Annotated in this window: 26 protein-coding genes; 19 read left to right on the forward strand and 7 right to left on the reverse strand. The window is 72.1% G+C overall.

Features of this window, described 5'->3' with window-relative positions; genetic code table 11:
• Window positions 1–25: 25 nt before the first annotated feature.
• Entirely contained in the window at window positions 26–538 is a 513-nt protein-coding gene (locus MQV74_RS04320; RefSeq protein ID WP_242728503.1) for a DUF1707 SHOCT-like domain-containing protein, read from the reverse strand.
• 250 nt (window positions 539–788) lie between these two features.
• On the opposite strand from MQV74_RS04320, the gene MQV74_RS04325 reads away from it, so the two are divergent.
• On the forward strand, window positions 789–950 hold the full coding sequence (locus MQV74_RS04325) for a hypothetical protein (RefSeq protein ID WP_242714676.1): 162 nt from the start codon (window positions 789–791) through the stop codon (window positions 948–950).
• Between the two features lie 98 nt (window positions 951–1,048).
• On the opposite strand, the gene MQV74_RS04330 is transcribed toward MQV74_RS04325, so the two are convergent.
• Window positions 1,049–2,023 (reverse strand): hypothetical protein, encoded by a 975-nt coding sequence (locus tag MQV74_RS04330; RefSeq protein WP_242714677.1) that lies wholly within the window; start codon window positions 2,021–2,023, stop codon window positions 1,049–1,051.
• A gap of 422 nt (window positions 2,024–2,445) precedes the next feature.
• Here MQV74_RS04330 and MQV74_RS04335 point away from each other — a divergent pair, with 422 nt between their 5' ends.
• The 6 genes from MQV74_RS04335 to MQV74_RS04360 all read left to right on the forward strand — a co-directional run bounded on the left by MQV74_RS04335 (window position 2,446) and on the right by MQV74_RS04360 (window position 6,893).
• Window positions 2,446–2,811, forward strand: a complete 366-nt coding sequence (locus tag MQV74_RS04335; RefSeq protein WP_242714678.1) for a hypothetical protein — start codon at window positions 2,446–2,448, stop codon at window positions 2,809–2,811.
• A gap of 181 nt (window positions 2,812–2,992) precedes the next feature.
• The gene (locus MQV74_RS04340; protein WP_242714679.1) at window positions 2,993–3,829 is read left to right on the forward strand and encodes an alpha/beta fold hydrolase; all 837 of its coding nucleotides are present in this window, start codon (window positions 2,993–2,995) and stop codon (window positions 3,827–3,829) included.
• Window positions 3,830–3,876: 47 nt separating this feature from the next.
• Window positions 3,877–4,347, forward strand: a complete 471-nt coding sequence (locus MQV74_RS04345; RefSeq protein WP_242714680.1) for a GNAT family N-acetyltransferase — start codon at window positions 3,877–3,879, stop codon at window positions 4,345–4,347.
• A 109-nt stretch (window positions 4,348–4,456) separates the two neighbouring features.
• Window positions 4,457–5,143: a GAF and ANTAR domain-containing protein gene (locus MQV74_RS04350; protein WP_242714681.1), complete on the forward strand. Its 687-nt coding sequence runs from the start codon at window positions 4,457–4,459 to the stop codon at window positions 5,141–5,143.
• Between the two features lie 746 nt (window positions 5,144–5,889).
• Complete coding sequence (locus tag MQV74_RS04355; protein ID WP_242714682.1) at window positions 5,890–6,438, forward strand: MarR family winged helix-turn-helix transcriptional regulator; 549 nt, start codon at window positions 5,890–5,892, stop codon at window positions 6,436–6,438.
• Window positions 6,435–6,893 carry a MarR family transcriptional regulator gene (locus MQV74_RS04360; protein ID WP_242714683.1) on the forward strand — a complete coding sequence of 153 codons (459 nt, stop codon included), beginning with the start codon at window positions 6,435–6,437 and terminating at the stop codon, window positions 6,891–6,893. Before MQV74_RS04355 ends, MQV74_RS04360 begins: the two co-directional genes overlap by 4 nt.
• Before the next feature lie 73 nt (window positions 6,894–6,966).
• Here the strand turns inward: MQV74_RS04360 and MQV74_RS04365 are convergent, their stop codons facing one another.
• On the reverse strand, window positions 6,967–7,389 hold the full coding sequence (locus MQV74_RS04365) for a DUF6299 family protein (protein WP_242714684.1): 423 nt from the start codon (window positions 7,387–7,389) through the stop codon (window positions 6,967–6,969).
• A 293-nt stretch (window positions 7,390–7,682) separates the two neighbouring features.
• On the opposite strand from MQV74_RS04365, the gene MQV74_RS04370 reads away from it, so the two are divergent.
• From MQV74_RS04370 to MQV74_RS04380, 3 genes are all read left to right on the forward strand, one after another.
• Window positions 7,683–8,336, forward strand: a complete 654-nt coding sequence (locus MQV74_RS04370; RefSeq protein ID WP_278194444.1) for a DNA alkylation repair protein — start codon at window positions 7,683–7,685, stop codon at window positions 8,334–8,336.
• A 150-nt stretch (window positions 8,337–8,486) separates the two neighbouring features.
• Complete coding sequence (locus MQV74_RS04375) at window positions 8,487–8,831, forward strand: CU044_2847 family protein (protein WP_242714686.1); 345 nt, start codon at window positions 8,487–8,489, stop codon at window positions 8,829–8,831.
• A complete protein-coding gene (locus MQV74_RS04380) occupies window positions 8,807–12,850 on the forward strand; it encodes a trypsin-like peptidase domain-containing protein (RefSeq protein ID WP_242714687.1) in 4,044 nt (1,347 codons plus the stop codon). Before MQV74_RS04375 ends, MQV74_RS04380 begins: the two co-directional genes overlap by 25 nt.
• Before the next feature lie 11 nt (window positions 12,851–12,861).
• Here the strand turns inward: MQV74_RS04380 and MQV74_RS04385 are convergent, their stop codons facing one another.
• The gene (locus tag MQV74_RS04385; RefSeq protein ID WP_242714688.1) at window positions 12,862–13,746 is read right to left on the reverse strand and encodes a hypothetical protein; all 885 of its coding nucleotides are present in this window, start codon (window positions 13,744–13,746) and stop codon (window positions 12,862–12,864) included.
• Window positions 13,747–14,454: 708 nt separating this feature from the next.
• On the opposite strand from MQV74_RS04385, the gene MQV74_RS04390 reads away from it, so the two are divergent.
• Complete coding sequence (locus MQV74_RS04390) at window positions 14,455–15,153, forward strand: response regulator transcription factor (protein ID WP_242714689.1); 699 nt, start codon at window positions 14,455–14,457, stop codon at window positions 15,151–15,153.
• On the opposite strand, the gene MQV74_RS04395 is transcribed toward MQV74_RS04390, so the two are convergent.
• Entirely contained in the window at window positions 15,120–15,977 is an 858-nt protein-coding gene (locus MQV74_RS04395) for a TetR/AcrR family transcriptional regulator (protein ID WP_242714690.1), read from the reverse strand. The two genes, MQV74_RS04390 and MQV74_RS04395, sit on opposite strands and share 34 nt — an antisense overlap.
• A gap of 24 nt (window positions 15,978–16,001) precedes the next feature.
• Here MQV74_RS04395 and MQV74_RS04400 point away from each other — a divergent pair, with 24 nt between their 5' ends.
• From MQV74_RS04400 to MQV74_RS04425, 6 genes are all read left to right on the forward strand, one after another.
• Window positions 16,002–16,415 carry a PaaI family thioesterase gene (locus MQV74_RS04400; RefSeq protein WP_242714691.1) on the forward strand — a complete coding sequence of 138 codons (414 nt, stop codon included), beginning with the start codon at window positions 16,002–16,004 and terminating at the stop codon, window positions 16,413–16,415.
• Between the two features lie 180 nt (window positions 16,416–16,595).
• On the forward strand, window positions 16,596–17,333 hold the full coding sequence (locus MQV74_RS04405) for a Phenylacetic acid catabolic protein (RefSeq protein ID WP_242714692.1): 738 nt from the start codon (window positions 16,596–16,598) through the stop codon (window positions 17,331–17,333).
• 75 nt (window positions 17,334–17,408) lie between these two features.
• Window positions 17,409–18,203, forward strand: a complete 795-nt coding sequence (locus MQV74_RS04410; RefSeq protein WP_242714693.1) for a hypothetical protein — start codon at window positions 17,409–17,411, stop codon at window positions 18,201–18,203.
• 84 nt (window positions 18,204–18,287) lie between these two features.
• Window positions 18,288–19,364, forward strand: a complete 1,077-nt coding sequence (locus MQV74_RS04415) for a Leu/Phe/Val dehydrogenase (protein ID WP_242714694.1) — start codon at window positions 18,288–18,290, stop codon at window positions 19,362–19,364.
• A gap of 76 nt (window positions 19,365–19,440) precedes the next feature.
• On the forward strand, window positions 19,441–20,046 hold the full coding sequence (locus MQV74_RS04420; protein WP_242714695.1) for a nitroreductase family protein: 606 nt from the start codon (window positions 19,441–19,443) through the stop codon (window positions 20,044–20,046).
• Between the two features lie 78 nt (window positions 20,047–20,124).
• Entirely contained in the window at window positions 20,125–20,688 is a 564-nt protein-coding gene (locus MQV74_RS04425) for a DUF4291 domain-containing protein (RefSeq protein ID WP_242714696.1), read from the forward strand.
• Between the two features lie 4 nt (window positions 20,689–20,692).
• Here MQV74_RS04425 and MQV74_RS04430 read toward each other — a convergent pair whose 3' ends face one another.
• The gene (locus tag MQV74_RS04430) at window positions 20,693–21,241 is read right to left on the reverse strand and encodes a YciI family protein (protein WP_242714697.1); all 549 of its coding nucleotides are present in this window, start codon (window positions 21,239–21,241) and stop codon (window positions 20,693–20,695) included.
• A gap of 112 nt (window positions 21,242–21,353) precedes the next feature.
• On the opposite strand from MQV74_RS04430, the gene MQV74_RS04435 reads away from it, so the two are divergent.
• The gene (locus tag MQV74_RS04435; protein WP_242714698.1) at window positions 21,354–22,598 is read left to right on the forward strand and encodes a styrene monooxygenase/indole monooxygenase family protein; all 1,245 of its coding nucleotides are present in this window, start codon (window positions 21,354–21,356) and stop codon (window positions 22,596–22,598) included.
• On the opposite strand, the gene MQV74_RS04440 is transcribed toward MQV74_RS04435, so the two are convergent.
• Entirely contained in the window at window positions 22,574–23,476 is a 903-nt protein-coding gene (locus MQV74_RS04440) for a helix-turn-helix transcriptional regulator (RefSeq protein WP_242714699.1), read from the reverse strand. The two genes, MQV74_RS04435 and MQV74_RS04440, sit on opposite strands and share 25 nt — an antisense overlap.
• A 98-nt stretch (window positions 23,477–23,574) precedes the next feature.
• Between MQV74_RS04440 and MQV74_RS04445 the strand changes: the two genes are divergently transcribed.
• Window positions 23,575–24,375 carry an NAD(P)H-dependent oxidoreductase gene (locus MQV74_RS04445; protein WP_242714700.1) on the forward strand — a complete coding sequence of 267 codons (801 nt, stop codon included), beginning with the start codon at window positions 23,575–23,577 and terminating at the stop codon, window positions 24,373–24,375.
• Window positions 24,376–24,440 lie beyond the last annotated feature (65 nt).

Below are 24,440 nucleotides of genomic sequence, written 5' to 3' on the forward strand. Positions count from 1 at the left end.
GCCCCACCGCCGTTCGCCCGACTTCTCAGCGCCGGGCGTGGCGGACCTTCAGCCGCCCGAAGCCCATGGCTCCGCTGATCCTGATGGTCGGTCCGCCGGGGCCGGTGCGCTGCGGGGCCTTGTAGCGCGGCTCCTTCCATCCGGCCTGCAGTGCGCCGATGTCGACGATCGCGTCGCGCGGGACCGTGATCTTGGCCCTGCCCGTGCCGATCGCCAGCTCGATGTCCACCACCGGATGCTCGATCACCGCCCGGGACAGGTCCAGGTACACCTTGCCGAACGCCGACGCGACCTTGAGGGTCCTCGGTACCCGCCAGGCGCCCCGCCGCTTGATCCGTCCGCTGCCGGCGGCGATCGTGGACGCGGCCTCCGCCTTCGGCTCCGGAAGCGAGGCGAGCGCCGCCGCCAGGTCTTCCCGCGTCCTGGCGGTGAGCGCCCGCTGGAGGCGGTCGTCCATCTCCTCGTGCGCGATGTATCCACCGGCGTACGCGTCCTGGAGGCGCGTCGCCGCCGCTTCGCGGTCGTCGTCGCCGATCAGGGTCGACGCGCCAGTGGACGGGCCTGCGGGTGGGCCTGCGGATGGGTCTGTCGGCGCGTCCACCGAGGTCTCTTTCGGTATGTCTGCCGACGGGTCGTTCGGGGACGAAGTCACCGTTTCACTTTAGTGCCAGGCCAGTTGGCGCCACCGCCACGCCCGACAGGACGGCTCTCGGCTCACGGCCGCCTCGTACGCCAGGAGCGTATCGATGAACATCCTCCGCTGATCCGGCGTCAGCGGAGCCGGCGCCGTGCGCCACGCGGCGGCCCCGGGGGCGAGCCACGCGGCGATCGCCGCCTGGTGCTCGGGCGCGAGGGCGAAGGACCGCAGCGCCTCCGGTACGGGGATCTTCATCGTGACCATCGCCGGGGTCCCGGAGGGCCGCACCGGGGTGGCCGGGGCGATCGCCTGACCGACTGACCGTCCGGCCCGCGTACACCTGCGCGAGGTCACACCTCCGCTGTCACCTGACCCCTCCCTTGAGCATCGCCGCGGTCCAGGGCTGCCGGGCTACCGGAGCCGTCGCTGCCACTCCCCGGCCTCGGGGACCCAGCAGACGACGACGGCCCGCCCCCGCGGGTCGGGGGCGGCCAGGGTCTCCAGGTCGGTCTCGGCGAGCTTGGCCAGCGCCTCGTCCGTGGGACGGCCGCGCATCTCCAACCAGGTGTTGGCCGCCCTGTCCCCCACGACGTACAGGGCGGCCACGTCGGTCCGCTCCGTCAGTTCGTCGCTCTCGCGCCCCAGAGCGCGGCTGAAGATCTGTCGCACCCAGGCGTAGACGTCCGCACCCGCCTGCGTCGCGAAGGCGTGGACGAGGGGCACGGCGGTCGCGGTCCCTACGATCGTCGCCGCGTCGCCCAGATCTATGGGCACCGGATCCGGACCGCGCTCGGCACGCTGCGCCCGATACAGAGCCATCTGTGCCCGGTGGTTCAGGTCGCACCCCGCCCGGTCACGCGGAAGGTCCCTCAGAAGATCCTCCAGACGCTCCAGCACCTGCGAGCGCTGGCTCCGCCCCCAGTGCCGCCAACCGTCCGACTCCATGGCCACGCAGCGCCATCGGACAGCGAATTGGGGGTTGCCATGATCCATGTCGGCCAGTTCGGTGAGAGCCGCCTCTCTCGCTTCCGCCTCTCCCATCAGGCCGATCAGGAGGTGTTGCGCGTCGAGTGCCCTGCCCGTCCAGGACCGCATCTCGTGAGCCAGCGCCAGGAGGAACCCAGGCCCCTGCCGCTCGGCCCGGCTCCGCAGCAACGCTTCGGTGGACGGCCGGTAGCGGGAGTCGCTGCGGGCGAGCGAGATCATCACGGCGGTGATCTGCTCCAGGGCCCGGCCGTTGCCTGCCTTGGCCTGCGGTGCCAGACACTTCAGCGCCTGACGCAGATGCCCGTTGTCGGCGTACCACTGGCCGAGCTCAAGCTGTGCGCCCTCATCTCCCTCGTCCGCCCGGCGGCGTAAGTCCTCCGGTCCTCGTACCACTGTCATGTGCGCTCCCTTGCAGTGACTGTCATGGCCGTGGCGACCCTAGTCAGGGAAGGGCACGGCGGGCGAGACTCCGCGAAGTGTTCACATCGGCTCCGTCAAGGCCCCTGCCCGGACCGGCCCACGCGGCGATCGCGGGCGCCGGAGGACCGCGGCGGGTGGTGCCGGGCCACCTCGCGGCCGGTGTACGATCTTCACGTAACTCCGGTGCAGGGCACGGGAGTCACGCGTCTGTGGTCCAAGGAAAGACGTCCATCATCCGATGGGAAATGCAGGTGCAAGGCCTGCCGGGCGCTCCACACGAAGGCCCCCTCCGCACGGAGGGGGCCTTCACCGTTTCCAAGCGCCGACCGGGACGGCGGCGTTCGCCCACGCCCTCTGCCGCACCGGGCTCCTCGTCCCGGCTTGTGCCACCCCGTACCTGAGTGCTGTCCGCGCTCCGCCAGAACGAAAAGAAGGTGGGTCGGCAGTCGATCTCGAAGCCGGCGGCGGACGAGCAGCCCTTCGAGTTTCACAGTCCCATCTGCCGGGACTACCGTGACCATCGCGTCTGGGCCGTATCCCTGCAGTCCTACGAGTTCACCGCCTATCACGGCGGCAGGGAGGAGGACTGGGAGCTCGGCAAGCAGTCGATAAAGCTGCGGCTGGATCCCGAGGACTACCAAAGCGGTAAGGTCGTCGCGGAATTCTTCATGTCCGGCAGGCCCGATGTGCGGAACGAATCGAATTACGAGTTCTCCGCGGAGGCCACCGTGCTGATCACCGCGGATCTGGAGATCGGCCGCACGTAAGGCCACGCGGCCGGACGCCATCCGCTCCCGTGCGATGCAGCAACTCGGCTGTTGCACCGCACGGGGGCATTTCGAGTTTCCGCAACCGCCCTGCCGATGTCACCGCAGTGACCACGGTCCAGCTCCGCGAGGCCGCCTAACCCACTTGCCCGCCCCGCGCTCCCCTGACAAGGTCACGCCCATGCCTACGTTCTCCTCGTACGACGGAACCAAGATCGCTTACCGCGTGTCCGGTGCCGGGTCGCCGCTGGTCTGCCTGCCCGGTGGCATGCGGGACTCCGTCTACCTCGGCGATCTCGGCGGGCTCTCCGCGCACCGGGAGCTGGTCCTGCTCGACCTGCGCGGCACCGGCAGGTCCGAGGTCCCGGCGGACCTCGGCAGCTGCCGCAGCGACCGGCTCGTCGCGGACGTCGAGGCGCTGCGCGAGCACCTCGGCCTGGAGACCATGGACCTGCTCGCGCACTGCGCGGGCGCCAACGTGGCGGTTCAGTACGCGAGCGAGCACCCGGACCGCGTCGGCACGCTCACCCTGATCACGCCGAGCGTCCTGGCCGTCGGCATCGAGATCAGCGCGGACGTGCGCCGCAGGACCGCGCGGCTGCGCGCCGCCGAGCCCTGGTTCCCGGAGGCGTACGCGGCCCTGGAGGCGATCACGGCGGGGCGGGCGACGGGCGGCTCCTGGGAGGCCATCGCCCCCTTCCTGCACGGCCGGTGGGACGAGGCCGCGCAGGCCCTCCAGGCGGCCGACGCCGAGCAGAAGAACAGCGAGGTCGTCCGGGCCTTCAGCGCGGAGGGCGCCTTCCGTCCGGCCGAGACCCGCGTGGCGCTCGCCCGTTTCACCGCGCCGGTCCTGCTGCTCGCCGGGGAGGTCGACCTCAACTCCCCGCCCCCGGCCATGGCCGAGCTCGCCGCGCTGTTCCCGCGCGCCGAGCTGGTGACGCAGCCGGGCGCCGGGCATCACCCGTGGCTCGACGACGCGCAGCGCTTCGTGAGCACCGTGACGGCGTTCCTGGGCTGACCAACCACCCCTTGCCGTAAGCGTTCACCGCGCCATAGGGTCATTACATGTCGCATATACGCCAGGCAGTGGAAGACGACGTCCCGGAGCTCGTACGCCTGCGGGCGCTGCTGTTCGAGACCCTCGGCGGCGAGTTCTTCAACCCCACGGCGGAGGACGAGGAGTGGCGGCACCAACTCGCCACGGTCCTCAAAGAACAGCTGGGTTCGGACGCCGTACGCATCCTGGTCGTGGAGGGCGACGACGGGCTCGCCGCCTGCGGCATCGGCACCATCGAGCAGCGGCTGCCGGGCCCGCACCTGCGCAACGGACGGATCGGGTTCGTCCTCGGCGTGGTCACCGACCCCGTCCACCGGCGGCGCGGCCACAGCCGCGCGATCATGCGGGGGCTGCTCGACTGGTTCCGCGAGCGGGGAGCCGCCCGCGTCGACCTCCACGCCTCCCCCGACGGCGAGCCCCTCTACCGCGACCTCGGGTTCGCCGACCACCCGGACCCCGCGCTGTACTGGCGGCCGTGACGCGCCCCAGGGGCAGCGCTCGCCGACACCGCGCGCCCCGCACACTTGTGGCGGCACGGAAAGCCGGGTAAGCGATTCCTCCGGGACGTAGCCGAGACGCGGAGGCGGCATGAACTGGGCCCGGTTCGCACAGCAGATGGCGGCGATGGCGCGGGAACTCCTGGCGCAGACATCGGTCGACGACACCCTGCGGCGCATCACCGCGTCCGCCACGGAGCTGGTGGAGGGCTGTGACGCGGCGGGCATCCTCGTCCTGCACGGCAAGGACGTGGAGACGCTCGCACCCACCTCCCAACTGGTCGTGGACAGCGATCGGCTCCAAGGGCGGGTGGGGGAAGGACCGTGCTTCGACGCCGCCCGCAGCTCCCGCGGCGCCCGGGTCTTCCGCATCGCGGACTTCAGCAAGGAACAGCCGCGCTGGCCCGCCTACGCCCCGCGGGCCCACCGGCTCGGCGTGGGCAGCATGATGGGCTTCCTGCTGTTCACCGAGGACACGGACCTCGGCGCGCTGAACCTCTACTCCCACGAGCCCGGCGCCTTCACCGAGGCCAGCGAGCTGGCCGGCTGGCTCCTCGCCTCCCACGCGGCGGTGGCCTTCTCCAGCGCCCGAACCCACGCCCAGATGGAGCAGGCCGTCGCCACCCGCCACCTCATCGGCGAGGCCATGGGCATCCTCATGGGAAGCCACCGCCTCACCGAGGAGCAGGCCTTCGACGTGCTGCGCCGCTACTCCCAGGAGAACAACGTCAAGCTCCGCGAGGTCGCCCGGCGCGTCTGCGAAGGGGGCGGCCTATAACCCTCCGCGAACGGCTCCGCGGTGACGGTGCATGACGGCTCCGGTACCGGGTACCCGCAGCGGGCGGTGGCCTCCGGGTACCGAGCCCATCAGGGAATCCACGCCCCCTGGGTACCCGTCGAGGAGTGCGTCCGCAGGCCGAGTGCGCCTGCGGACGCACGCGGCCGCCACCACCCCCGGTGACGGCCGCCGCCCCGTCGGCATCGCCTCCGTCCGGGACGCCCCGGGCAGCAGCCTGCGAAGCCTCGAAGGAGCCGTGGCCTCGGGCGGCGCTGCCGGCCTCGGACGCACACCGCGCCATGCCTCTGGTCTACTCCCCCGCACCCGGCTCCGACAGGGGCCAACCGGCCTCGGGTACGACACGAGGGCCCGAGGGCGGCCCGACGGCACGGCGCGCTGGGAGAACGTACCGGCGAACTGGAAGGTGGTCTTCGGGAACGGCTCGGAGAACTGCCACCACATGGGCACGCACGCGGCCACCTTGGAGCCGGGCGTGGACGGCGAGCCGCAGGCCGGTTCGCTCCTCCCCGGGCTCGGCGCCCGGCCGTCGTCCGGGGTGATGGTCGCGGGAGTCTTCCCGAACATGGTCCTCGCCCTCGTACCGGACAGCGTCACGTTCCTGCGCTGGATCCTCACAGGTCCGGCCACCCATGACGCGCTCGTGACCGCAGGCCGGTGCCGCAGCCGTGGCGAAGCCGCTCGGAAAATAGTAGCCATGGACATAGTAGCTATGTACTCTATTCGGCATGAGCAAGGGTTCACCGTGTCCCACGCCCGGCTTCCTGGTATGGCGGCTCGCCAACAAATGGCGCGTCGCGGTCGATCGCGCGGTGGCCCCGCTGGGCCTCACTCACGCGCAGTACTCCTTGGTGGCGTCGCTGTACGGCATGCAGTGCGGCGGTGAGCGGCCCAGTCAGCGGCGGCTCGCCGACCACACCGGCCTGGAGGCGCTGTACGTCTCGAAGCTGGCGCGCGCCCTGGAGTCGGCCGGGCTCGTCGAGCGCGCCCGCGACCCCCGCGACCCGCGCGCGGTCCAGCTCGCCCTCACCGAGGAGGGCCAGACCGTCACCCGGGAGGCCGTCGCGGTGGTCCAGGAGTTGCTCGGGCAGCTCCTGGAGCCGCTCGGCGGCCTCGACGCACCGCGCACGCGGGAGTTCACCGACGAGCTCAGAACCCTGCTCGACGCACCTCTCACTGCGGCCGCGCGACACCTTCCGGCCATGCCGACCGCTTCCGCCGTACCGAACGCTTGCGCCGTACCGAACGACGAGATCACTCAGGGGAGAACGCCATGACCACCACCGCATCCGCAGCCACCGCGCCCCTCGCCGACGCCCGCGCCCTCGGTCTGGCGCACTACGCCGCGCGCGGCGTCCTGGAGCGCGTCCTGGCCCGGCACGGCGTCACGTTCCAGCAGCAGATCGCCCTGCGCGCCGCCGTCACGGCCGATGCCCCGCGGACGCCGGAGGACCTCGTCGCACAGGTCCGGGACTCCCTCAAAGCCGATCCGGCCGACCTCCGCGCCACCCTCGACGAGCTGGTGACCAAGGGGCTGCTCGTCGCGGACGGCGCGCACCTCGTTCCCACGGACGCGGGGCGCGAGCTGCTCGCCGCCGCAGGAGCGGAGACCGCCCCCGTCAGCGCCCGCATCTGGGGCGGCATACCCACCGAGGACCTGGCCGCGGCCGGGCGCGTCCTCGCCCTGGTCGCCGAGCGCGCCAACGCGGAGCTGGCGGCGCTCGACGCCTGACGTCATGGCGGTGGCCCGGCCCCGGTAGTGGGGCCGGGCCACCGCCATGACGCCGGTTGCCGTACGTCTCCGGCTAGCCGAGCTGGACCTGGGCCTCCTCGCGGGCGAGCGGCTGCGGCATCGGCAGGCCGCTCTTCGTGGACAGCTTCATCAGGTGGGCCCGCACGGTGGCCTCGCCCCGCTCGTAGCGGGAACCGGTGCCCTTGCTGCTGTTGGTCCACTCGCGGACCTGGCCGTCGCAGACCGCGTGGGTGCCGCCGATGCCGGTGGACTCGTCGCCCTGGACGAGGGTGCTGCTGACGAAGACCGGCCCCGGGGAGCCGTCGGGCAGACAGCGGTACGTGCCGGAGAGCGTGATGGTGCCGTCGGCGGCGACCGTGCCGGTGCCGTTGACGGTCAGGTCGTCGAACCGGCCCGCGTGGGCGGGCGTGGCGGCGGCGAGGCCCGCGATGAGCAGGGTGTTCGCGGCGGCACCGAGGGCGAGGCGGACGCGCATGACTGGCCTTTCGGGAGGTGGGGGGCGGTATTGCCGCCGCCAGGCATACCTGAACGCACCGTTTGTCTCTCGTAACCTCACTCGTTCGGGGACGAGTTGCGGGCTCGGAGGACGCATCCGGAGGCCCAGCCGCTCACTCGCGCGCGGCGCAGCAGGGAGCCCGCCTCCGCCGCGCGTGGCGGATCCCCGCAGGACCGCTCGCCGCCTTCCGGCCTAGGCTGAAAGCCGTATCTGAAGGGCAGGAGACCGAGGTGGCCGAGACGACGCCGACCGGGACGACGGTCGCCGAGGTGATGGCCGAGCTGGCCGCGTTGGAGGACCCGAAGGCGCGCGCGGTGAACGAGAAGCACGGCGACGACCACGGGGTGAACCTCGGCAAGCTGCGCGCACTCGCGAAGCGTCTGAAGACCCAGCAGGAACTGGCGACCGGGCTCTGGGCCACGGACGACACCGCGGCGCGGCTGCTCGCGCTCCTGATCTGCCGCCCGAAGGCCTTCACGCGCGCCGAGCTGGACGCCATGCTGCGCGCGGCGCGCACGCCCAAGGTCCACGACTGGCTCGTGAACTACGTGGTGAAGAAGAACCCGCACGCCGAGGAGCTGCGGCTGGCCTGGTCCGCCGACGCCGACCCCGTAGTCGCGAGCGCGGGCTGGGCGCTGACCACCGAGCGCGTGGCGAAGAAGCCCGAGGGCCTCGACCTCGCGGGACTCCTCGACGTCATCGAGGCGGAGCTGAAGGACGCCCCCGACCGTCTGCAGTGGGCGATGAACCACTGCCTGGCCCGGATCGGCATCGAGCACCCCGCCCACCGCGCCCGCGCGATCGCCATCGGCGAGCGCCTGGGCGTGCTCAAGGACTACCCCACGCCCCCGGGCTGCACGTCTCCGTTCGCACCCGTCTGGATCACCGAGATGGTGCGCCGACGCCAGGACGAGCCGACGGCCTGATCGGCGGCGGCCCCGCGCGGCGGACCGGGCACGGCCCCTCGGCGGCCCCCTTGGCGTCACGGAGTCCCAACTCCGCCGTGTTCCAGCCACGTTGGGGATACTCTACGTACTGGTTCGGCTACTTGTCGCATGGGTGCTGTGGGGGGAAACGTGCGCGATGGACGGCTCGGCGGTGCGGCGGATCAGCTGATCCCGCTGGATGTGGAGGGGCAGACGGTCTACATGGCCGTCAGCGAGCTCGACGGCCGGTACGGCGAGGAGCGGGAGGTTTCCGGCCGCGCCCGCCGCAGCCTGGACGAGGCCCTCGAAGGGCTGACGAGCACGGCACGGGCGGTGGTGGCCCGGCTGCGGCAGATCGACGCGACCCGCGTGCGGGTCCAGTTCGGCTGCGAGTTCGCCGTCGAGTCGGGCTCCGTCGTCGCCGTGGTCGGCAAGGCACGGACGTCTTCGGCCTTCGTGGTGGAGCTGGAATGGGAAAGGCCCCCGACCCCGTGATCCGGGCGGCCTCGACCGGCTGGGAAGGACTTCTGAAGGCGGCGACCGTACGCCTCCAGCCGCCCTCCGGAGAGGTCGGCACCGGGTTCGTCGTGGCGCGCGGTCTGGTGGTGACCTGTGCGCACGTCGTCGCCGAGCGCGAGGACCTGCTCCCGGCCCGCGTACGAGGACGCGTCGTGGCCCTCGGACGCGAGCTCCGGCTGGAACCCGTGCGCGACTCGTACGTACGGGACCGGGAGAGCGGCCTCGACCTGGTCCTGTTGCGGATCACCGACCGGCCCCGCACGTCGGACGCCGACCTCCCGCCGGTCCTGGCATCAGGTGTCGTGGAGATCGGCGACGACCTGTGGACGTACGGCCATCCCGTCGGCGGCTTCCACGCGGGGCAGTCCACGAACCTGCGTTACCAGGGCACGGATCTGCGCAGCGAGGAGCCCGACGCGCCGTGGCTGCCCCGCGCGGAGGGGCTGGTGGGCGCGGGCTGCAGCGGCAGCGCGGTGATCAATGTCCGGACCGGGGCCGTGTGCGGCATGGTCAGCACCTCCGACCTCTCCGGAAGCGTTCACCTGGTGCCCGTGGAGCAGATCCTGGCGCGCTGCCCCGCGGGCACGGAACGGGCGGCCCTGGGCGGCGAGTGGCCGCGCGCGCTGACCGAGAGCCAGCTCGAAGCCGCCGGCTGGCGGTATCTGACCCCACGGCTGCGGGAGTACCTCACGACCGCCGCCGACTCGGCCGACGCGGAGCACCCGTACCCGGCGATCGAGGGCAAGGCCCCCTCGTCCCTTTCGATCGTGTACGTCCGCCGCTACGCCGATGAGGCATCGCGTGACGAGGAGCCGGAGGCGGGCGCGGACGGGGCGGACCAGCAGTCGGCCGACGGTGAGCGGAAGGGCGAGGCACAGGGGCACGACGGCACCGGCGAGCCGTCCGGGGAACGGCGCCCGCGTCAGCAGGACGGCGAGCGGATCCTGGCCGAGGCGCTGTTCGAGCTCGACGAGGACGTGCTCCTCGTGGGTGCTCCCGGCGCGGGCAAGTCGAGCCTGCTGCGCCACGCGGTGGCGGAGCTGGCCGACCGCTGGGGCGAGGAGGGCTCCCGGCCCGGAGTGATTCCGGTCCGGATGGACGCCAAGGAGTTCAAGGGGGACGTCCAGCCGCTCGCCGCGATCGCCGCCGCCGCGGACGGCGTCACCGCCCCGTCGGCGGCGGGCTGGCCCCCGCACTGGTTCGACGGCCCTCCGCTCCCGGCGGTGCGCTGGCTGATCCTCGTGGACGGACTGGACGAGGCGGGCGGCCCGGAGGCCCGGGCGACGGTGCTGCGGAAGATCGGCGAGGTGCGGGCCGGGTCCGTCGGGGACGACTACCGCTTCCTCGTGACGACCCGCCCCCTGCCGTCCGAGGAGGGAGACCCCGCGGACCTGCGCCGCTTCGACCTGCTGCCCTTGGACTCCGCCCAGTTGCCGGAGTTCGCCCAGCGGTGGTTCACGGCCCTGGAGCTGGACGATCCCTGTGCGGTGAAGGACCGCTTCATGGACCGGCTCTCCGCGTCCGGGATGGCGGAGCCGGCCAGGACCCCGCTGATGGCCTCCATGCTCTGCCAGTTGTTCGCGATGGACCAGCGCAAGCCGTTGCCCCGCGGGCGCAGTGCCGTCTACCGCGCCTTCGTCGACGCGATCCTGGACGACCGGCGCTGGGTCCGGAGCAGGACGATGCACCCGCGCATCGAGGAAGAGGCCGAGTCCCGGTGCGGCCCTCACGGCGTCACCGCGCTCAAGGCGGTCCGCGCGGGACTGCCCGACGACATCGAACGCCTCGCCCTGGAGCGGTACGAGGGCGACAAGCGCCCGGCCGTGGACCTGTTGACCGCATGGCACGCCACGCCCTGCCCGGCCGAGGCGGACCCGGGCCGCGGGAGGTGGGCCGGTCTGCTCGCCTACGCCCTCCCCGAGTTCCTGCGCGACAGCGGACTGCTCGTGCAGCGGCGTCAGGACTTCGTCTTCATCCACCAGACCTTCGCGGAGTTCCTCACCGCCAAGCGGATCGCCCACAGCGCCGAGCGCAGTCAGGCGGAGTTCCGTCGCCTGTTCGGCCACGGCCCCCGCTGGCCTGCGTGGGCCGTGTGGCTGACCAGGACCGCCGAGCCGGCGGGCGACTCGATCGCCCGCTTCCTCATCGACGCCTGGGGACACAAGCGACAGCGCGGGCTCCAGCAGGCCCTGTGCCGCCTGGCCACCGGCCCGGACGGGGCGAAACTCATCGCCACACTGGTCGCGGACGGGGCGGAGGTCGATGCCGCCGCCCAGCGGTCCGCCACGGCCGTTCTGCACGGCAAGGCCCAGCTCGGAGACCACGAAGCCGCGGTGGCCCTGGCCCGGATGGGCGACGCCCGGGGCGTGGGGATCCTGACCACCATGGCGGATCAGTCGAGGCACGTCTCCGGCCAGCAGCTCAACGCGGCCATGGCCTTGGCCGATCTCGGCGACGGCCACGGTCCGCGGGTCCTGCGCGCCTTGGCGGAGGACCCCGCGCATCCCGACACCGTACGGGCAGCCGAGGAACTCATCCGCCGGGACGACCCGTGCGGCGCGCGGGCCCTGCTCGCCCACGCGACACGTCCCGGAACTCCGTCGCGTGTGTGGAGCTCCGCGGCCCAGGCGCTGGTCGCACTGCGCCTTCCCGAGGGCATCGCGGCTCTCCGGGCACGGATGGCGGACACCGGCGAACCAGCTGCGACGCGGATCGCGGTCGCCCGCGTGCTGACCGACGTCTGTGCCCCGCAGGTCGCGGAGACGATGGCGGAGCTCATCCGCGACGACCTGCCGCTCGATGTACGGGGCCGGGCGCTCGCCCTGCTCAGAACCCTGGCCCACTTCACGCCGCGGGCCACCGCCCTGCTCACGGTCGTGGCGGCGGAGCCCGGGCTTCCGGCCGAGTTGCGGATCGAAGCGGCCGGATACCTCCCGAACCGCACGGAGCAGGAACGAGTGCTCCTGGCCGCGGCCGAGAACCCGGCGACGAGCACCGAGCTACGGCTCAAGGCCCTGAGCCGCGTGCCTGGCACAACCCCACTGCGCGCTGTGCGCATTCTGCTTCCCGTCATCGCCGATCCCACGGTTCCGGTCAGGACGCGGTTCGACGCGGTGCAGCGGCTGCCACCCTCGCCCTCTCCTCGAGAGGAGAGCCAGCGGGCGCTCGCCTCCCTGCTGGCGGACCCTTCCCTGCCGTCCGATCAATGCGCGTCTCTCGTCCGGTACCTGGCCTTCTGGTGGACCGAACAGCACCGCACCCTGCGAGAAGAGCGCAAACCGTCGACCTGGTGGTGCGACACGGTCTGCGCCCTGGTCCTCGACGGAACGACGCTCGATGCCGAACGGCGGGAGCTGATCGAGGAGTTGACGCAGGCAAGGGCATGGAGCACTCTCACCGCGCTCGCCTCGTCGGCGACGCTGCCCGGCGCGCTGCGCCGCTTGGCCGCTCGTGCGGCCAAGCAGACGCACCCGGCTGACGACGTGCCCGATCCGCGCCTCAAGCTGGCGTGGGACGCGACCGTGAAGCCGCTCCACCGCCTCGCGGCGCTCTTCGAGGTCCTGTGGGAGCTGGCCGTCCCCCTCGCGCTCGATCTGGCTCTCCATCTGCGCGACCTCGCCCACGCCGTGACGGAGGGCATCGAACGGCTCCTGTACTGGCTCCTGCAACTGGTCTTCGTCGCCCTGCTCGCCGTCCTGCCCGTCTCCGTCGCGGTCACGGCCAACGCGTTCTCGGCCGTGTGCGCGGCCGACCACCCGCCCGAGGACTGGAAGCTGCGCGTCTACCTCCTGACCACCGCCCTGCTGGTCAGCACGGTGTACATCGGCGCGACCTCGGTCGCCGACACGGGCCGCACGGGCCGGGAGATCCTGCTGCTCAGCCTGCCGGTGGCAGCCGTGCTCGGCTTCATGCGAGCGCCGGAACCTCCGGTCCTCAACGAGATGGGCTCCTACCTCGCGGCCGTCATCCCGTGGAACGGAGAGCTGCGGGCCTGAGGCCGCCGCCCCTAGGGCAGCGCGGTCCACTGGGGCGCCGGTGCGGGGCCCGGTCGTGCCGTGATCTCCCCGCCCTTGGCCCAGTCCCGGTACTCCACGCGGAAGTCATCGGCACCGGAGGCCGAGGGCACTTCGGTCTTCAGCGACTCGGGCAGATCGCGCGCCGTCACGACGAGGGTGAAGCGGACGACGCCGTCACGGCGCTCGGCGGCGTACGGGCGGTAGAGAGGGCCGACGGCCGGGTCCGCGGCGAGGGTGCGCAAGGGGGTGCTGCCGGTGAAGGTGCGCAGGCCCCGTGCGCGGCGCGTGGTCAGTTCGGTGGCGCCGTCGAGGAGCGCCGCGAGATGCGCGGGCTCGGCCAGCCACCGGGCCTCCAGGGCGTTGCGCAGCGCGACGTCGTCCCGCGCCGCGGCGGTGGCGTCGGGCTCGGTGCGGTACGCGCCCTGCGGGCCGTACTCGGGGCCGGTCATCTCCTTGTGGGGGGTGATGGCGGCGCGGTCGCCGATCAGCACGATCTCCGGCGGGTACCAGGGGTGGCCCTCGCCCATGTCGTACAGGACGTGGGTCGCGGCCCGGACGGTGGAGCCGTCGCGCAGATCGAGGCGGGCCTGGCCGGTGAAGAAGTCGGGGTCACCGCCCTCGCGGGCCAGGACGTCGACGCCGACCCGCCGCTGGGCCAGCATCGCGGCGCGCACGGCCTCGGCCCGGGAAGGGGCCGAGGCGGCGGCCGACGGCTGCGCCCGGCCGCCACCGGCGGAGTCGTCGGCATCGCCGGGCCACAGGAGATGGGCGCCGAGACCCCCGGCGGAGCCCACCAGCAGGCCGATCGCGACGGCCACGGCGAGCGCGTGGCGCCGCGGCCCCGCGGGCTTCGGAAAGATCTCTTGGTCGCGCACGGCCCAGCCCCTTCCGCACCGCCCCGGCACGCCGACGCGCGCCCGCGCCGACGAGAGGACTACACGGTAGGTGCGGACGGGGCGGGCGTACGGCGCTTCACCGGATTCCCGGCGGAAGGGTGAACGGCCGCCGCCCCGAAGCGAGATCGTCCGTAACGCGCTCTCTCTTCCTTGTACCGCACACGGGGAGGGAATGACCGATTCGAGCCGGGCGCCTCCCGCAATGACCAAATCCGGAATATCTCCTTCTTATCTCCCCATGGAGGTGACCGTGTTGTACGCTCGCCGTGAGCCTGACGTCCGGCCGAGGGGTGGCATCTTGGGCGCGACGGAGGCGCTCACGCGCATGGCTGATTTTCCCCGTCGGCCCTGGCGCAGCCGGAGGTGGCCCGCATGGCCGGATACCGGCACGAAAACTCAGACGAGTGAGGGGTGCGCGTCGGACAACCCGCACGCGAACCTCCACTGTGGCGCTTCGCACTCGCTCCGCACCGGTTCAGCATTGATCGACCCGATGCCGTGAAGAACTGCGCTATGCCGACGGTTCATGGAAATGGCCAGCATTGCCGCCTTTCCCGCCCAAAGCAACGGCAATTGCGACGCATGGACAGGTCGGCACCATCTGACCTTATTCGATCTTGTGGTCGCTCCGACGCCCGGCCTCCACAGAGGCCCCGGACGGCCATACGGGGGAAAAGGAAGCCGCACATGGCTCAGATACGACTGCTGATCGCCGATGACCGCGCCGTGACCCGATCCGGCCTCGTGGCGATGAGCAGGGAAGCTCCCGGACTCGATGTGGTCGGCGTGGCCCAGGACATGGCCGGCGTCGTGACCGCCGTCGACTGTCTGGACCCCGACATCGTCCTCCTCAATCTCCGCAAACTCTCGGGGGACGGTCTGCGCCGTCTCGCCCAACTCATCGGCCCGCACGTCTCGATCATCGTGCTCTGGTGTCATGACTCCGCCGTCACCGTCCAGGACGCGTTACGGGCCAAGGTCGCCGGATTCATGGCCCTGGAGATCCTGCAGGAGGAATTCGCCAGCGTGATCGCCCTGGTCGACCGCGGCTGCGCCGCCTATCTCTTTCCGCGCGAACGCATCCGCGATATCAGCGACGCCGGTTCGAATACGGTGCCCTCGGGGGCGATGTCGACGCTCACCTCACGGGAGAGCGACGTACTGCACCTTCTCGCGGGCGGCATGACGAACAAACAGATCGGGTCCGCCCTGCATATCGCGGAGAACACGGTGAAGAAACACGTGCATCGCGCCATGGGAAAGTTATCGGCCTCCAGTCGCGTGGAAGCCGCGCTCCTCGTATCCCGGCTCGGCCCGCTGGACGGAACGGCCCGCGGCCGCGCCACCGCGGGTCAGCAGAGAAGTGATTTGAGCAGCACCTCATAGGTCCGTCCGGCGCTGACGGCCGTCGCGGCGCCCTTCATCGCGACCTCGTGGCCGAGGGACGTCAGGGCGCCGAGCAGCACGAGCGCGAGCTGGCGTGACCCGTCGGCGCCCGCCTCCGCGGCGCCGGGGCCGCCACGCTCGAGGCGGGCCCGCTCCACCAGGCGGATCGTCGGCGACAGCCACCACTGCTCGTCGATCCGGCGCCACCGCTCGTAGCCGAGGACCGCGGGTGCGTCGAGCAGGAGCAGCCGGGCGACCGCGGGGTCGGCGCAGAAGCCGAGGAACTCCAGGCCGGACCGCAGGAGCAGCGGGACGGGCGCGCCTTCGACGGCCCGGCCCGCCCCACGCCCCTCGACGACCTGGGCCGCCTCACGGCCCCTGGTCGCGCGGTCCGCCCCACGCCCCTCGGTGGCGTGGCCCGCCCCAGGGACCTCAGTCGCGTGGTCCGCCTCACGGACCTCGGTGACACGGACCACCCCACGACCCTCGGTGGCGTGGCCCGCCCCACGGACCTCAACGGCCCGGTCCGCCCCGCGGACCTCGGTCGCCCGGTCCGCCCCGCGAGCCTCCATGGCGCCGACCGCCTCGCCGGACCGGATCCGGGCGGCGAGCTCCCGGTGGACGTCGTGCACGACGTCCACCAGCAGCGCCTCCTTGCCCGGCCAGTGGTGGTACAGCGCCCCGGTCGTGAGCCCGGCGCTCCGCGCGATCTCCGCGATGGTCGTGGCGGAGTACCCGCGCTCACCGAACAACTGGCGCGCCACTCCGATGAGTTGGGCCCGGGTGGCCTCAGTGCGCTTTGCGTTGGATCTGCGCGGCGACATACCGAACGATGCTATGTTCCTTCGATGATGGATGTCGACGCGGCCCAAGCTGTCCTCGATAACAGCCCCTTCGGCCCCTGGTGGGGATTCAGGGTGGAAGCCGTCGCCAAGGGGCACGCCAAGGTCTCGCTGCCCCAGCGCCCCGAGCTCTTCCGCCCCGGCGGCGTCCTGCAGGGCGGATGCGCCATGACGCTCGCCGACGTGACCTGCTGGATCGCGATCATGTCGCTGTTCGGCGAGGACGACCCGTCCGTCACCCAGCAGATGACGACGAGCTTCCTCGGCCCGGCCCGCACCGACCTGATCTGCGAGTCCACGATCGTCAGGCCCGGCCGTCTGATCGTCTACGGCACGGCCGAGACGACCGACACGGCGGGCAAGCTCGTCTCCCACCACACCCTCACCTACATCCGGCCGCCGCGGCGCGACAGCGCCTGAGGCCCGGCGCTCCCCCGACCCGCCGGGCCCCGGGCCGGGCCCCGGAAAGCGCCCGGAGTACCACCAAAGAGCCACCGGAATACCCCCATCGTGCCCCAGTGATATGGCCCCAACGTGGCCTGTCGACCTCGCGAGTCGGCCGGATAGTCTCCATTTCTCGGCTACCCGGAGGAGATTCGTATGGGAGACGTCTTTTCGGAGACTGTAAACCTGGAGAGTGTCGGTGAACTCCCCGAGGAATACCACGAGGTACTGACACACCAGATGCTCGCCAATGGCGAGGGCGAGCTGAGTGCAGGCGACACCTACGTCGATTCGTTCTATCCCCTCGCACCCAATGCCGACGAGCGCTACGTATGCCTCAAGTTCGGCATGGAAGAGGTGGACCATTTCCGCCGCTTCGCCAAGCTGCTCACCCCGCTCGGCATCGACACCTCGCACATGGTGAACCAGGCCGTGGCCGACCGGCGCTATTTCCCGGCCGAGAGCATGACCACCCAGGTCACCGTCTGGGAGGAGCGCGCCGCGTTCAGCTTCCTCTGCGAGCTCGAAGGCCACTTCCAGATCAAGGAAATGACCACGAGCACCTACGGGCCGCTGCGCGTCGAGGCCGACGCGATCCTCAAGGAGGAGGCCCGGCACTTCGGCTACGGCAAGCGCCTGATGCAGGAGGCCTACGACACGGGCGGCCAGGCCCGTGACCGGGCGCAGAAGGCGCTGGACAAGTTCTACCCGATGGCGCTCGACATGTTCGGGCGACCCGACTCCCGGCGCGGCCGCCTCGCCGTCAAGTGGGGTCTGCGCAAGCACGACAACGGCGAGCTGCGCGAGCTCTACAAGGCCGCGATCGCCCAGCACATCGAGAAGATCGGCTTCTCCGTGCCCAAGATCGACCCCTCCCAGCTGCAGTACGCCTGAGCGGCGTCGGCCCGCCCTTCCCGGCGCATCCGCGCTTCCCCCCGGGCCCCACCCACCTCACCGGAGTAGGAATCGATGACGACGACCGACACGCTGATCGACCGGATCAAGACGCACCGCGTCTTCGACCACCCCCTCTACGACCACTGGGCCGCGCGGCCCCCGACGGCCGAGGTCTCGGGCGCCCTCTTCCACCAGGTGCAGTCGTTCTGCGCCTCCACCCGCCCCGGCGGCGACTTCCCCACCGCCCTGCGGGGCATCGGCTGGGACGAGCAGGCCGTCCTCATCGAGGAGATCGTCGACAGCGAGTCCGGCCACGGCCCCGAACTCGCGACGATGGCGGGCCACATCGTCAACCGCACCGGCGCCCCTGTCTTCGACGACGTGTACGACACCGAGCGGGTCGAGGCCTGGCTCAAGACGTCGTCGGACCAGCTGCTCGCCGGGCTGCCCGGATACGACCGCGAGACCGGTCTGACCGCTCAGGCCACAGCCGCCATCGAGGTGTTCAAGCGCCGCTTCTCCTCCGACGCCGACACCACCGTCCGCAACCTGGGCACGGCCCTCGCGCTTGAGATCATCTCCAACCAGTCCCTGATCCCCGGCGAGAAGCGCGCCCTCATCGACTCCGGTCACTACAAGACCGACCTCGAAGAGCCGGAAATGCACTACATGGCGGAGCACTGGGGCGACGCGGGTGCCGAGCAGCAGCACGAGGCGAATGTGATCCAGGCCGTGTCGTCCGTCATGGATGCGTCGAACAGCGACCAGATCGCCCAGGGCGTGGAGGACTTCCTGGAATCGCTCTGCGCGTTGTGGGACGTCCTGGACGCGGCACTGCTCTCGTCAGGACTTCAGCCGACCGAATAGTTCACTGCCGGACGGGCCGGCGGTTCACGCCTGACGGCGGGGCCGCCGGTCCGGCCGTCACCGGACGGAATTCTGGGGTGGGTCATGAGTGTTTTCGACGAAATCGACGGTCACGAGCAAGTGCTTTTCAGCACCGGTCCCGGCGGGCTCCGGTGCGTCATCGCCATTCATTCGACGCTGTTGGGCCCCGCGCTCGGCGGCGTCCGCTTTCTTCCCTACCGTGACGACGACCAGGCGATCAGCGACGCGTTGCGTCTTTCCCGGGCCATGACGTACAAGGCGGCGTGCGCGGGGCTCGACATCGGGGGCGGAAAGGCGGTCATCTTCGGCGGCTCCGGCGTGGAGAAGTCCGAGCCGCTGCTCCGCGCCTTCGGGCAGGCCGTCGAGAGTCTTTCCGGCCGATTCATCGCCGCCTGCGACATGGGCATCACGACCGCCGACCTCCGGGTCATGCGGAAGGAGTCCCAGTGGATCCGCGGCCTCGACGCCGAGGAGGGCGGCTCCGGTGAATCGGGGGCGATGACCGCGTACGGAGTGAGCCTCGGCATCCGCGCGTGTCTGCGGCACCTCGACGGCGACGAGAGCCTGGAGGGCCGGCACGTCGCCATCGACGGCGTCGGCAAGGTGGGCGCCCGGCTCGCGACGCTCCTCGCGGAAGGGGGCGCGCGGCTCACGGTGGCCGACATCGACCAGGAGAAGGCCGAGCAGGTGGCCCGGGCGTGCGGGGCGGAGGTCGTCAGCAGGGAGAAGCTCTACCTGCTCGACGTGGACGTCCTCAGCCCGAACGCCGTCGGCAACGTCATCGACGCCGACCTCGTGGACCGGCTCCGCTGCCGGGTCGTCGCGGGCGGGGCCAACAACCAGCTCACCGCGCCGACGGTCGCGGACAGGCTCGCGGCACGCGGCATCCTCTACGCCCCGGACTTCGTCATCAACGCGCTCGGCCTGATCCAGGTGGTCGACGAACTGCACCCCGCGGGCCACGACATGGACCGGGTCAGGCAGCGAGCCGAGCTCATCCCGGAACGGCTCGGCGAGATCTTCAACCGGTCGCAGCACCTGCGGATCAGCACCGCCGCCGCGGCGATCAGCATGGCCAGGGACCGTCTCGCGGCGGTGCGGACCGTGCGGTCGTTCTGGCTGCCGCCGCGCTGCGCCTGAGCCGCCTCCCACCCGCCGCCGACCGAGGTCCCGCCCCGACGAGAGGACGCCCGACCACCATGAGGAGCGACCGCTGATGGAGTTGGAAGCCGCGATACGCACGCGCCGCAGCCAGCACCGGCTGATCGACCCCGCCCCGAGCGACGAGGAGTTCGTCGATCTGCTCGGCTGGGCCGCGACCGCGCCGGATCACGGCCACCTCCGCCCCTGGCGGTGGATCCTCGTGCGCGGCGAGAGCCGGGCGGCGCTCGGCGCGGCCTTCGCGTCCGGCGCCCCCGACGCGGAGGCCGTCCAGCGCGAGGCGCGCAAGCCGCTGCGCGCCCCGCTCCTCGCCACCCTGGTCCTCGTCCCGCAGCGCAACCACCGCGTACCGGACTGGGAGCAGCTGGCCGCGAGCAGCGCCATGGTCAACTCGCTGATGCTCCTGCTCCACGACCGCGGCTTCGGCAGCATGTGGCGCACCGGGCCCTCGGTCGACTCCACCGGCCCCCGTCTGCTCCTCGACCTGGCCCCGCACGAACGCATCATCGGCTGGCTCTACGTGGGCACCCCGGACCCCACCCGCCGCTCCGTGCCCCGCACTCCGGTACCGGTCGGACACCGGGTCTCCCTGTTCACCCCACCGCGGCCCGCGTCGGCGGGGGCCCGCATCGCGGAGGGGATCACCAGCCCCGTCCCGTAGCCGGGGGCCGTTCATCAGGCCCCCGCCCGGGGGAAATTGAGTCGCCGCGCCGCCGGAGCGGATGGCAGGGTGCGGCGCATGTCATCCCTTTACCAGATTCGTGCTGACTACGACGCGCGCACGATCGTGCTCTATCAGGCGTACTCGCCCGCCATCGCCGACCCGGCCCTGCGGGCGGGCCGCTTCGTCACGCCGTTCTCGTTCCACCGGATGACGTGGATCAAGCCCTCGTTCCTGTGGTTGATGCACCGCAGCAACTGGGCCCGCAAGTCCGGTCAGGAGCGCGTCCTGGCCGTACGCGTGAGCCGTGAGGGCTGGGAGGAGGCGCTGTCCCAGGCCGTCCTGACGACCTCGGATCCGGCGGCCGTGGCGCAGGCGACCGTGCACGTCCAGTGGGACCCGGAGCGCTCGACGCGCGGGGCGGCGCTGAACCACTACAGCATCCAGGTCGGCATCGGCCGCCACCTGATCCGTACGTTCACCGACGACTGGATCGTCGGCCTCACCGACCTCACCCCCCAGGTCCGCAAGGCCGCCGCCCTCATCCAGAACGGCCACGCCGCCAAGGCCCAACGCCTGTTCCCCGCGGAACGCGTCTACCCGCTCCCCCGCACCTTGGAAGACCGCCTCTGCCGCGGGTGAGGCCCTAGCGGCGTCCTCCGCACTCCCAGTCGTGCACTTCGATGTCCGCGTACCGGCCCGGGGCCAGAACGTCCCGGGCCGCCCGAGCGTCCGGGGACCGGACGAGCGCCGCCGTGCCCAGCCAGGCGGTGGCGTCGTCGGAGAGGAGAGGGCCGAAGGCGATCAGGCCGTCCTGGACGGGCGGCGCGGTGGGGGCGGGGGCAGGGGCGGGGCCCAGGCCGAGGACCAGGTGACGGTTGCCTCCGGTGAGGCCGCCGGGGAACTCCCACATCGTGCGGCCCAGCAGGTTGCGCCAGCGGAGCAGCAGGACGTCCCGGTACACGCCCGCCTGTTGGTTGGGTTCGTCGAAGGCGAAGGCGCGCGCCGCGGCGGGGTCGGGCAGGTCGACGATGTGGACGCTGCCGCTGGGCGTGTCGCCGTCGCTCGCGAGGGTCGGCCCGCGGGCGATCAGCTCCTTCTCGAACCGGTCCATGTAGGACCAGTGCCGCTCCAGGAGTTCTTGGCGCAGGGGCAGGGAGCCGGGCCGGTCACGGTGGTAGCAGAAGAATTCCATAGGCGCAGACACTCCCTCACGGCGCGCCGCGTCACAACTGGCTTTCGCGGATGCTCCGACGGGTACGACTGAGCCGTGCCGGGTCGATCAGGCCCGGGGGCAGGAGGAACAGGTGCGCAGGATCGCGATCGTGGGAGCGGGGCAGGCCGGGCTCCAGCTCGGCCTCGGGCTCCTCGGGGCCGGGTACGACGTCACGCTCGTCGCCGAGCGGCGGCCGGACGAGGTGCGCGGCGGGCGGGTCACCTCGACCCAGCTCATGTTCGGGCCCACGCTGGCGATCGAGCGGGCGGCGGGCCTCGCGTTCTGGGACGGCACCGCGCCGGTGATGCCGGGCTTCGAGCTGAGCAACTGGGATCCGGAAGGCGAGCCGGACGCTCCGGTGCGGCGGTTCACGGCGGCCTTCGACGACGAGGTGCGCTCCGTGGACCAGCGGGTGAAGCTCGCGGCCTGGCTGGAGCTGTTCGAGGAGCGCGGCGGGCGCGTCGAGTACCGTGCGGTCGGCCCCGCCGAGGTGGCCGCGCTCGCCGCGGCGCACGAGCTGACCGTGCTCGCCACCGGCCGCGGCGACCTGTCGGCGCTCTTCGGCCGCGACGACGCCCGGTCCGTCTTCGACCGCCCGCAGCGCTCCCTCGCCTGCTTCTACGTGCACGGCGGCGCCCACGAGGACGCCGACCCGGCGGCCGCGTACGTACGCAACACGGGTGTGCCGCCGACCGGCGACGTGATCATGCTGCGGGCGCTGACGGTCAGCGGGCCCTGCGACATCCTGCTGTTCGAGGGCCGGTGGGGCGGGGCCTACGACTGCTGGAGCGACCGGCCCGCGCCCGCCGACGGGCTGCGGCGGGCGCTCGGCCTGCTGCGGACGTACGCGCCCTGGGAGTACGAGCGCTTCCGGGAAGCGGAGCTCACCGACCCGGGTGCCGCCCTGTACGGCGCGGTCACCCCGGTGGTCCGCCACCCGGTGGCACGCCTCGACGGTGACCTGTGCGTCCTCGGCATGGCGGACGTCATCGCCGTGCACGACCCGATCACCGGGCAGGGCTCCAACAACGCGGCGCGGGCGGCGTCCCATTACCTCGCGGCCGTCGTGGAGCGGGGCGGGCGGCCGTTCGACGAGGGCTGGATGCGGGAGACGTTCGCCGCGTACTGGGAGACCGCCCGGCACACGCACGCCTTCACCGACGTGATGCTGCGCGATCCGCAGCCCGAGCACGTGCGCCGGGCCGTCGGGGCCGCCTTCGACCACGCCGGCACCGCCCACCGCTTCGCCAACGGCTACGCCGATCCGCTCACTTACCGCGACTGGCTGATGGACCCGGCCGGCGCGGACGCCTATCTGGCCCGGCTCGACACGTAGTCACCGAGGCGGGCCAGGCCGGCCGCGGCCTCGTGGTCGTCGCCCGCGCTGAACACGTGCACCACCATGCCCGTGACCTCGGGAGCGGCCTGGACGTGCAGCGGCTCGAAGTCCAGCGTGAGCAGCCCGGCCACCGGGTGCCGCAGCCGCTTGCGGCCCGCCTCGCACATGACGACCTCGCCGCTGTCCCAGATGCGCGCGAAGTCGGCGCTGCGGTCGGCCAGTTCGGCGATGAGGGCGGCGAGTTCCGCGTCGTCGGGGTAGCGCCCGGCGGCGACGCGCAGCTGGCCCACGGCCTCCGCGGCCCGTGGCTCCCAGTCGGGGAAGACGTCCCGGGACGCGGGGTCGAAGAAGAGGAACCGGGCGTTGTTGGGATCGCGGCGGCCCGGCTCGGCGAGGCCGCCGAGGAGTTCGGCGCCCAGGGCGTTCCACGCGACCACGTCCAGGCGGGGGTTCGTCGCGAAGGCCGGGAAGTGCGCCAGGGAGTCGAGCATGCCGCGCAGCAGCGGGCTGGCCCGGACGCTGGGCACGGGGCCGCGCCGGGCGTCGGCCAGGGTGACGAGGTGGGTGCGCTCGGCCGCGTCGAGCCCGAGGGCGCGGGCGAGCGCGTCGAGCACCTCGGGGGACGGCTGGGTGGCCCGGCCCTGTTCGAGGCGGACGTAGTAGTCCACACTGATGCCCGCGAGCTGGGCCAGTTCCTCGCGGCGCAGGCCTTGCACGCGGCGGCGCCGTCCGCCGGTGAGCCCGACGTGCTCCGGCGCGACGCGCCCCCGCCGGGCGCGCAGGAAGCCGCCGAGGGCCCGGCCGGGGTCGCCGATGCGCTCCGCCGGGTCGCCGCCGGTGCCGTTCACGCGCTCGATGTGGTTCACGCCGTTCATGCGCTCCAGTATGCGTGGCCCTGCCAGTACCAGGATCGGCGATCCACTGGTTGAACAGGGTGCTGGCTGCCCGCGGCGGTCCGTACGAAGGTAGGGGCATGAACGCGATCACCCCGCAGCGGCCCAAGAAGATCCTCGTCGTCAGCGCCCACCCGGACGCCCGGTCCCTCAATGCCTCGCTCTCGTCCTTCGCGGTCGAGCACCTGCGTGCCGCGGGCCACGAGGTGCGGGTGTCCGACCTGTACGCGATGAAGTGGAAGGCGACCGTCGACGCCGACGACTTCCCGGAGCACGGCCCGGACGAGCGCCTCCACGTCATGGACGCCTCCGAGCGCGCCACGCTCGCGGGCCGCCTGTCCGCGGACGTCGCGGCGGAGCAGGAGAAGCTGCTGTGGTCGGACGCGGTGATCCTGCAGTTCCCGGTGTGGTGGTTCTCGGCGCCCGCGATCCTCAAGGGCTGGATCGACCGGGTGTTCACCGCCGGGTTCGCCTACGGCCCCAAGGTGGCGCCGCCCTACAGCGAGGGCCCGCTCGCGGGTCGGCGCGCCCTGCTGTCGGTGACGGCCGGGGCCAGGGAGACCTCGTTCTCCGACCGGGGCATCCACGGCCGCCTCGACGACGTCCTGCACCCGCTGCAGCACGGCCTGTTCTGGTTCACCGGGGTCCGGCCGCTCGACCCGTTCGCGGTGTACGGCTCGAACGCCATGACCGAGGAGCAGTTCACCGCGGCGCGGGAGGCGTACGGGCGGCGCCTCGACGGGCTGTTCACGGACGAGCCGGTCCCGTTCCGCACCCTTGTGGGCGGCGACTACGACCACGACATGCGGCTCCTGGACGGTGTCGAGGCGCCGGGGACGAGCGGGCTCGACCTGCATGTCCGCCCGCGCGCCGGCCAGTAGCCCGAAGGCGCGCACACCGGACTGTTCACCGGATCCCTCTCAACCCCTCCGGCCCTGTCCGCGGT

This window comes from Streptomyces sp. AN091965, from assembly GCF_022698285.1.
Classification (GTDB): domain Bacteria; phylum Actinomycetota; class Actinomycetes; order Streptomycetales; family Streptomycetaceae; genus Streptomyces.

Bases quoted from the DNA above. Each gene is read 5' to 3' on its own strand.
- MQV74_RS04415 (WP_242714694.1), top strand. From the start codon at position 18,288: ATGAGTGTTTTCGACGAAATCGACGGTCACGAGCAAGTGCTTTTCAGC.
- MQV74_RS04365 (WP_242714684.1), bottom strand. From the start codon at position 7,389: ATGCGCGTCCGCCTCGCCCTCGGTGCCGCCGCGAACACCCTGCTCATC.
- MQV74_RS04420 (WP_242714695.1), top strand. From the start codon at position 19,441: ATGGAGTTGGAAGCCGCGATACGCACGCGCCGCAGCCAGCACCGGCTG.
- MQV74_RS04340 (WP_242714679.1), top strand. From the start codon at position 2,993: ATGCCTACGTTCTCCTCGTACGACGGAACCAAGATCGCTTACCGCGTG.
- MQV74_RS04445 (WP_242714700.1), top strand. From the start codon at position 23,575: ATGAACGCGATCACCCCGCAGCGGCCCAAGAAGATCCTCGTCGTCAGC.
- MQV74_RS04360 (WP_242714683.1), top strand. From the start codon at position 6,435: ATGACCACCACCGCATCCGCAGCCACCGCGCCCCTCGCCGACGCCCGC.
- MQV74_RS04350 (WP_242714681.1), top strand. From the start codon at position 4,457: ATGAACTGGGCCCGGTTCGCACAGCAGATGGCGGCGATGGCGCGGGAA.
- MQV74_RS04380 (WP_242714687.1), top strand. From the start codon at position 8,807: ATGGGAAAGGCCCCCGACCCCGTGATCCGGGCGGCCTCGACCGGCTGG.
- MQV74_RS04410 (WP_242714693.1), top strand. From the start codon at position 17,409: ATGACGACGACCGACACGCTGATCGACCGGATCAAGACGCACCGCGTC.
- MQV74_RS04345 (WP_242714680.1), top strand. From the start codon at position 3,877: ATGTCGCATATACGCCAGGCAGTGGAAGACGACGTCCCGGAGCTCGTA.
- MQV74_RS04355 (WP_242714682.1), top strand. From the start codon at position 5,890: ATGAGCAAGGGTTCACCGTGTCCCACGCCCGGCTTCCTGGTATGGCGG.
- MQV74_RS04330 (WP_242714677.1), bottom strand. From the start codon at position 2,023: ATGACAGTGGTACGAGGACCGGAGGACTTACGCCGCCGGGCGGACGAG.
- MQV74_RS04440 (WP_242714699.1), bottom strand. From the start codon at position 23,476: ATGAACGGCGTGAACCACATCGAGCGCGTGAACGGCACCGGCGGCGAC.
- MQV74_RS04395 (WP_242714690.1), bottom strand. From the start codon at position 15,977: ATGTCGCCGCGCAGATCCAACGCAAAGCGCACTGAGGCCACCCGGGCC.
- MQV74_RS04370 (WP_278194444.1), top strand. From the start codon at position 7,683: ATGGCCGAGCTGGCCGCGTTGGAGGACCCGAAGGCGCGCGCGGTGAAC.
- MQV74_RS04430 (WP_242714697.1), bottom strand. From the start codon at position 21,241: ATGGAATTCTTCTGCTACCACCGTGACCGGCCCGGCTCCCTGCCCCTG.
- MQV74_RS04400 (WP_242714691.1), top strand. From the start codon at position 16,002: ATGATGGATGTCGACGCGGCCCAAGCTGTCCTCGATAACAGCCCCTTC.
- MQV74_RS04425 (WP_242714696.1), top strand. From the start codon at position 20,125: ATGTCATCCCTTTACCAGATTCGTGCTGACTACGACGCGCGCACGATC.
- MQV74_RS04390 (WP_242714689.1), top strand. From the start codon at position 14,455: ATGGCTCAGATACGACTGCTGATCGCCGATGACCGCGCCGTGACCCGA.
- MQV74_RS04405 (WP_242714692.1), top strand. From the start codon at position 16,596: ATGGGAGACGTCTTTTCGGAGACTGTAAACCTGGAGAGTGTCGGTGAA.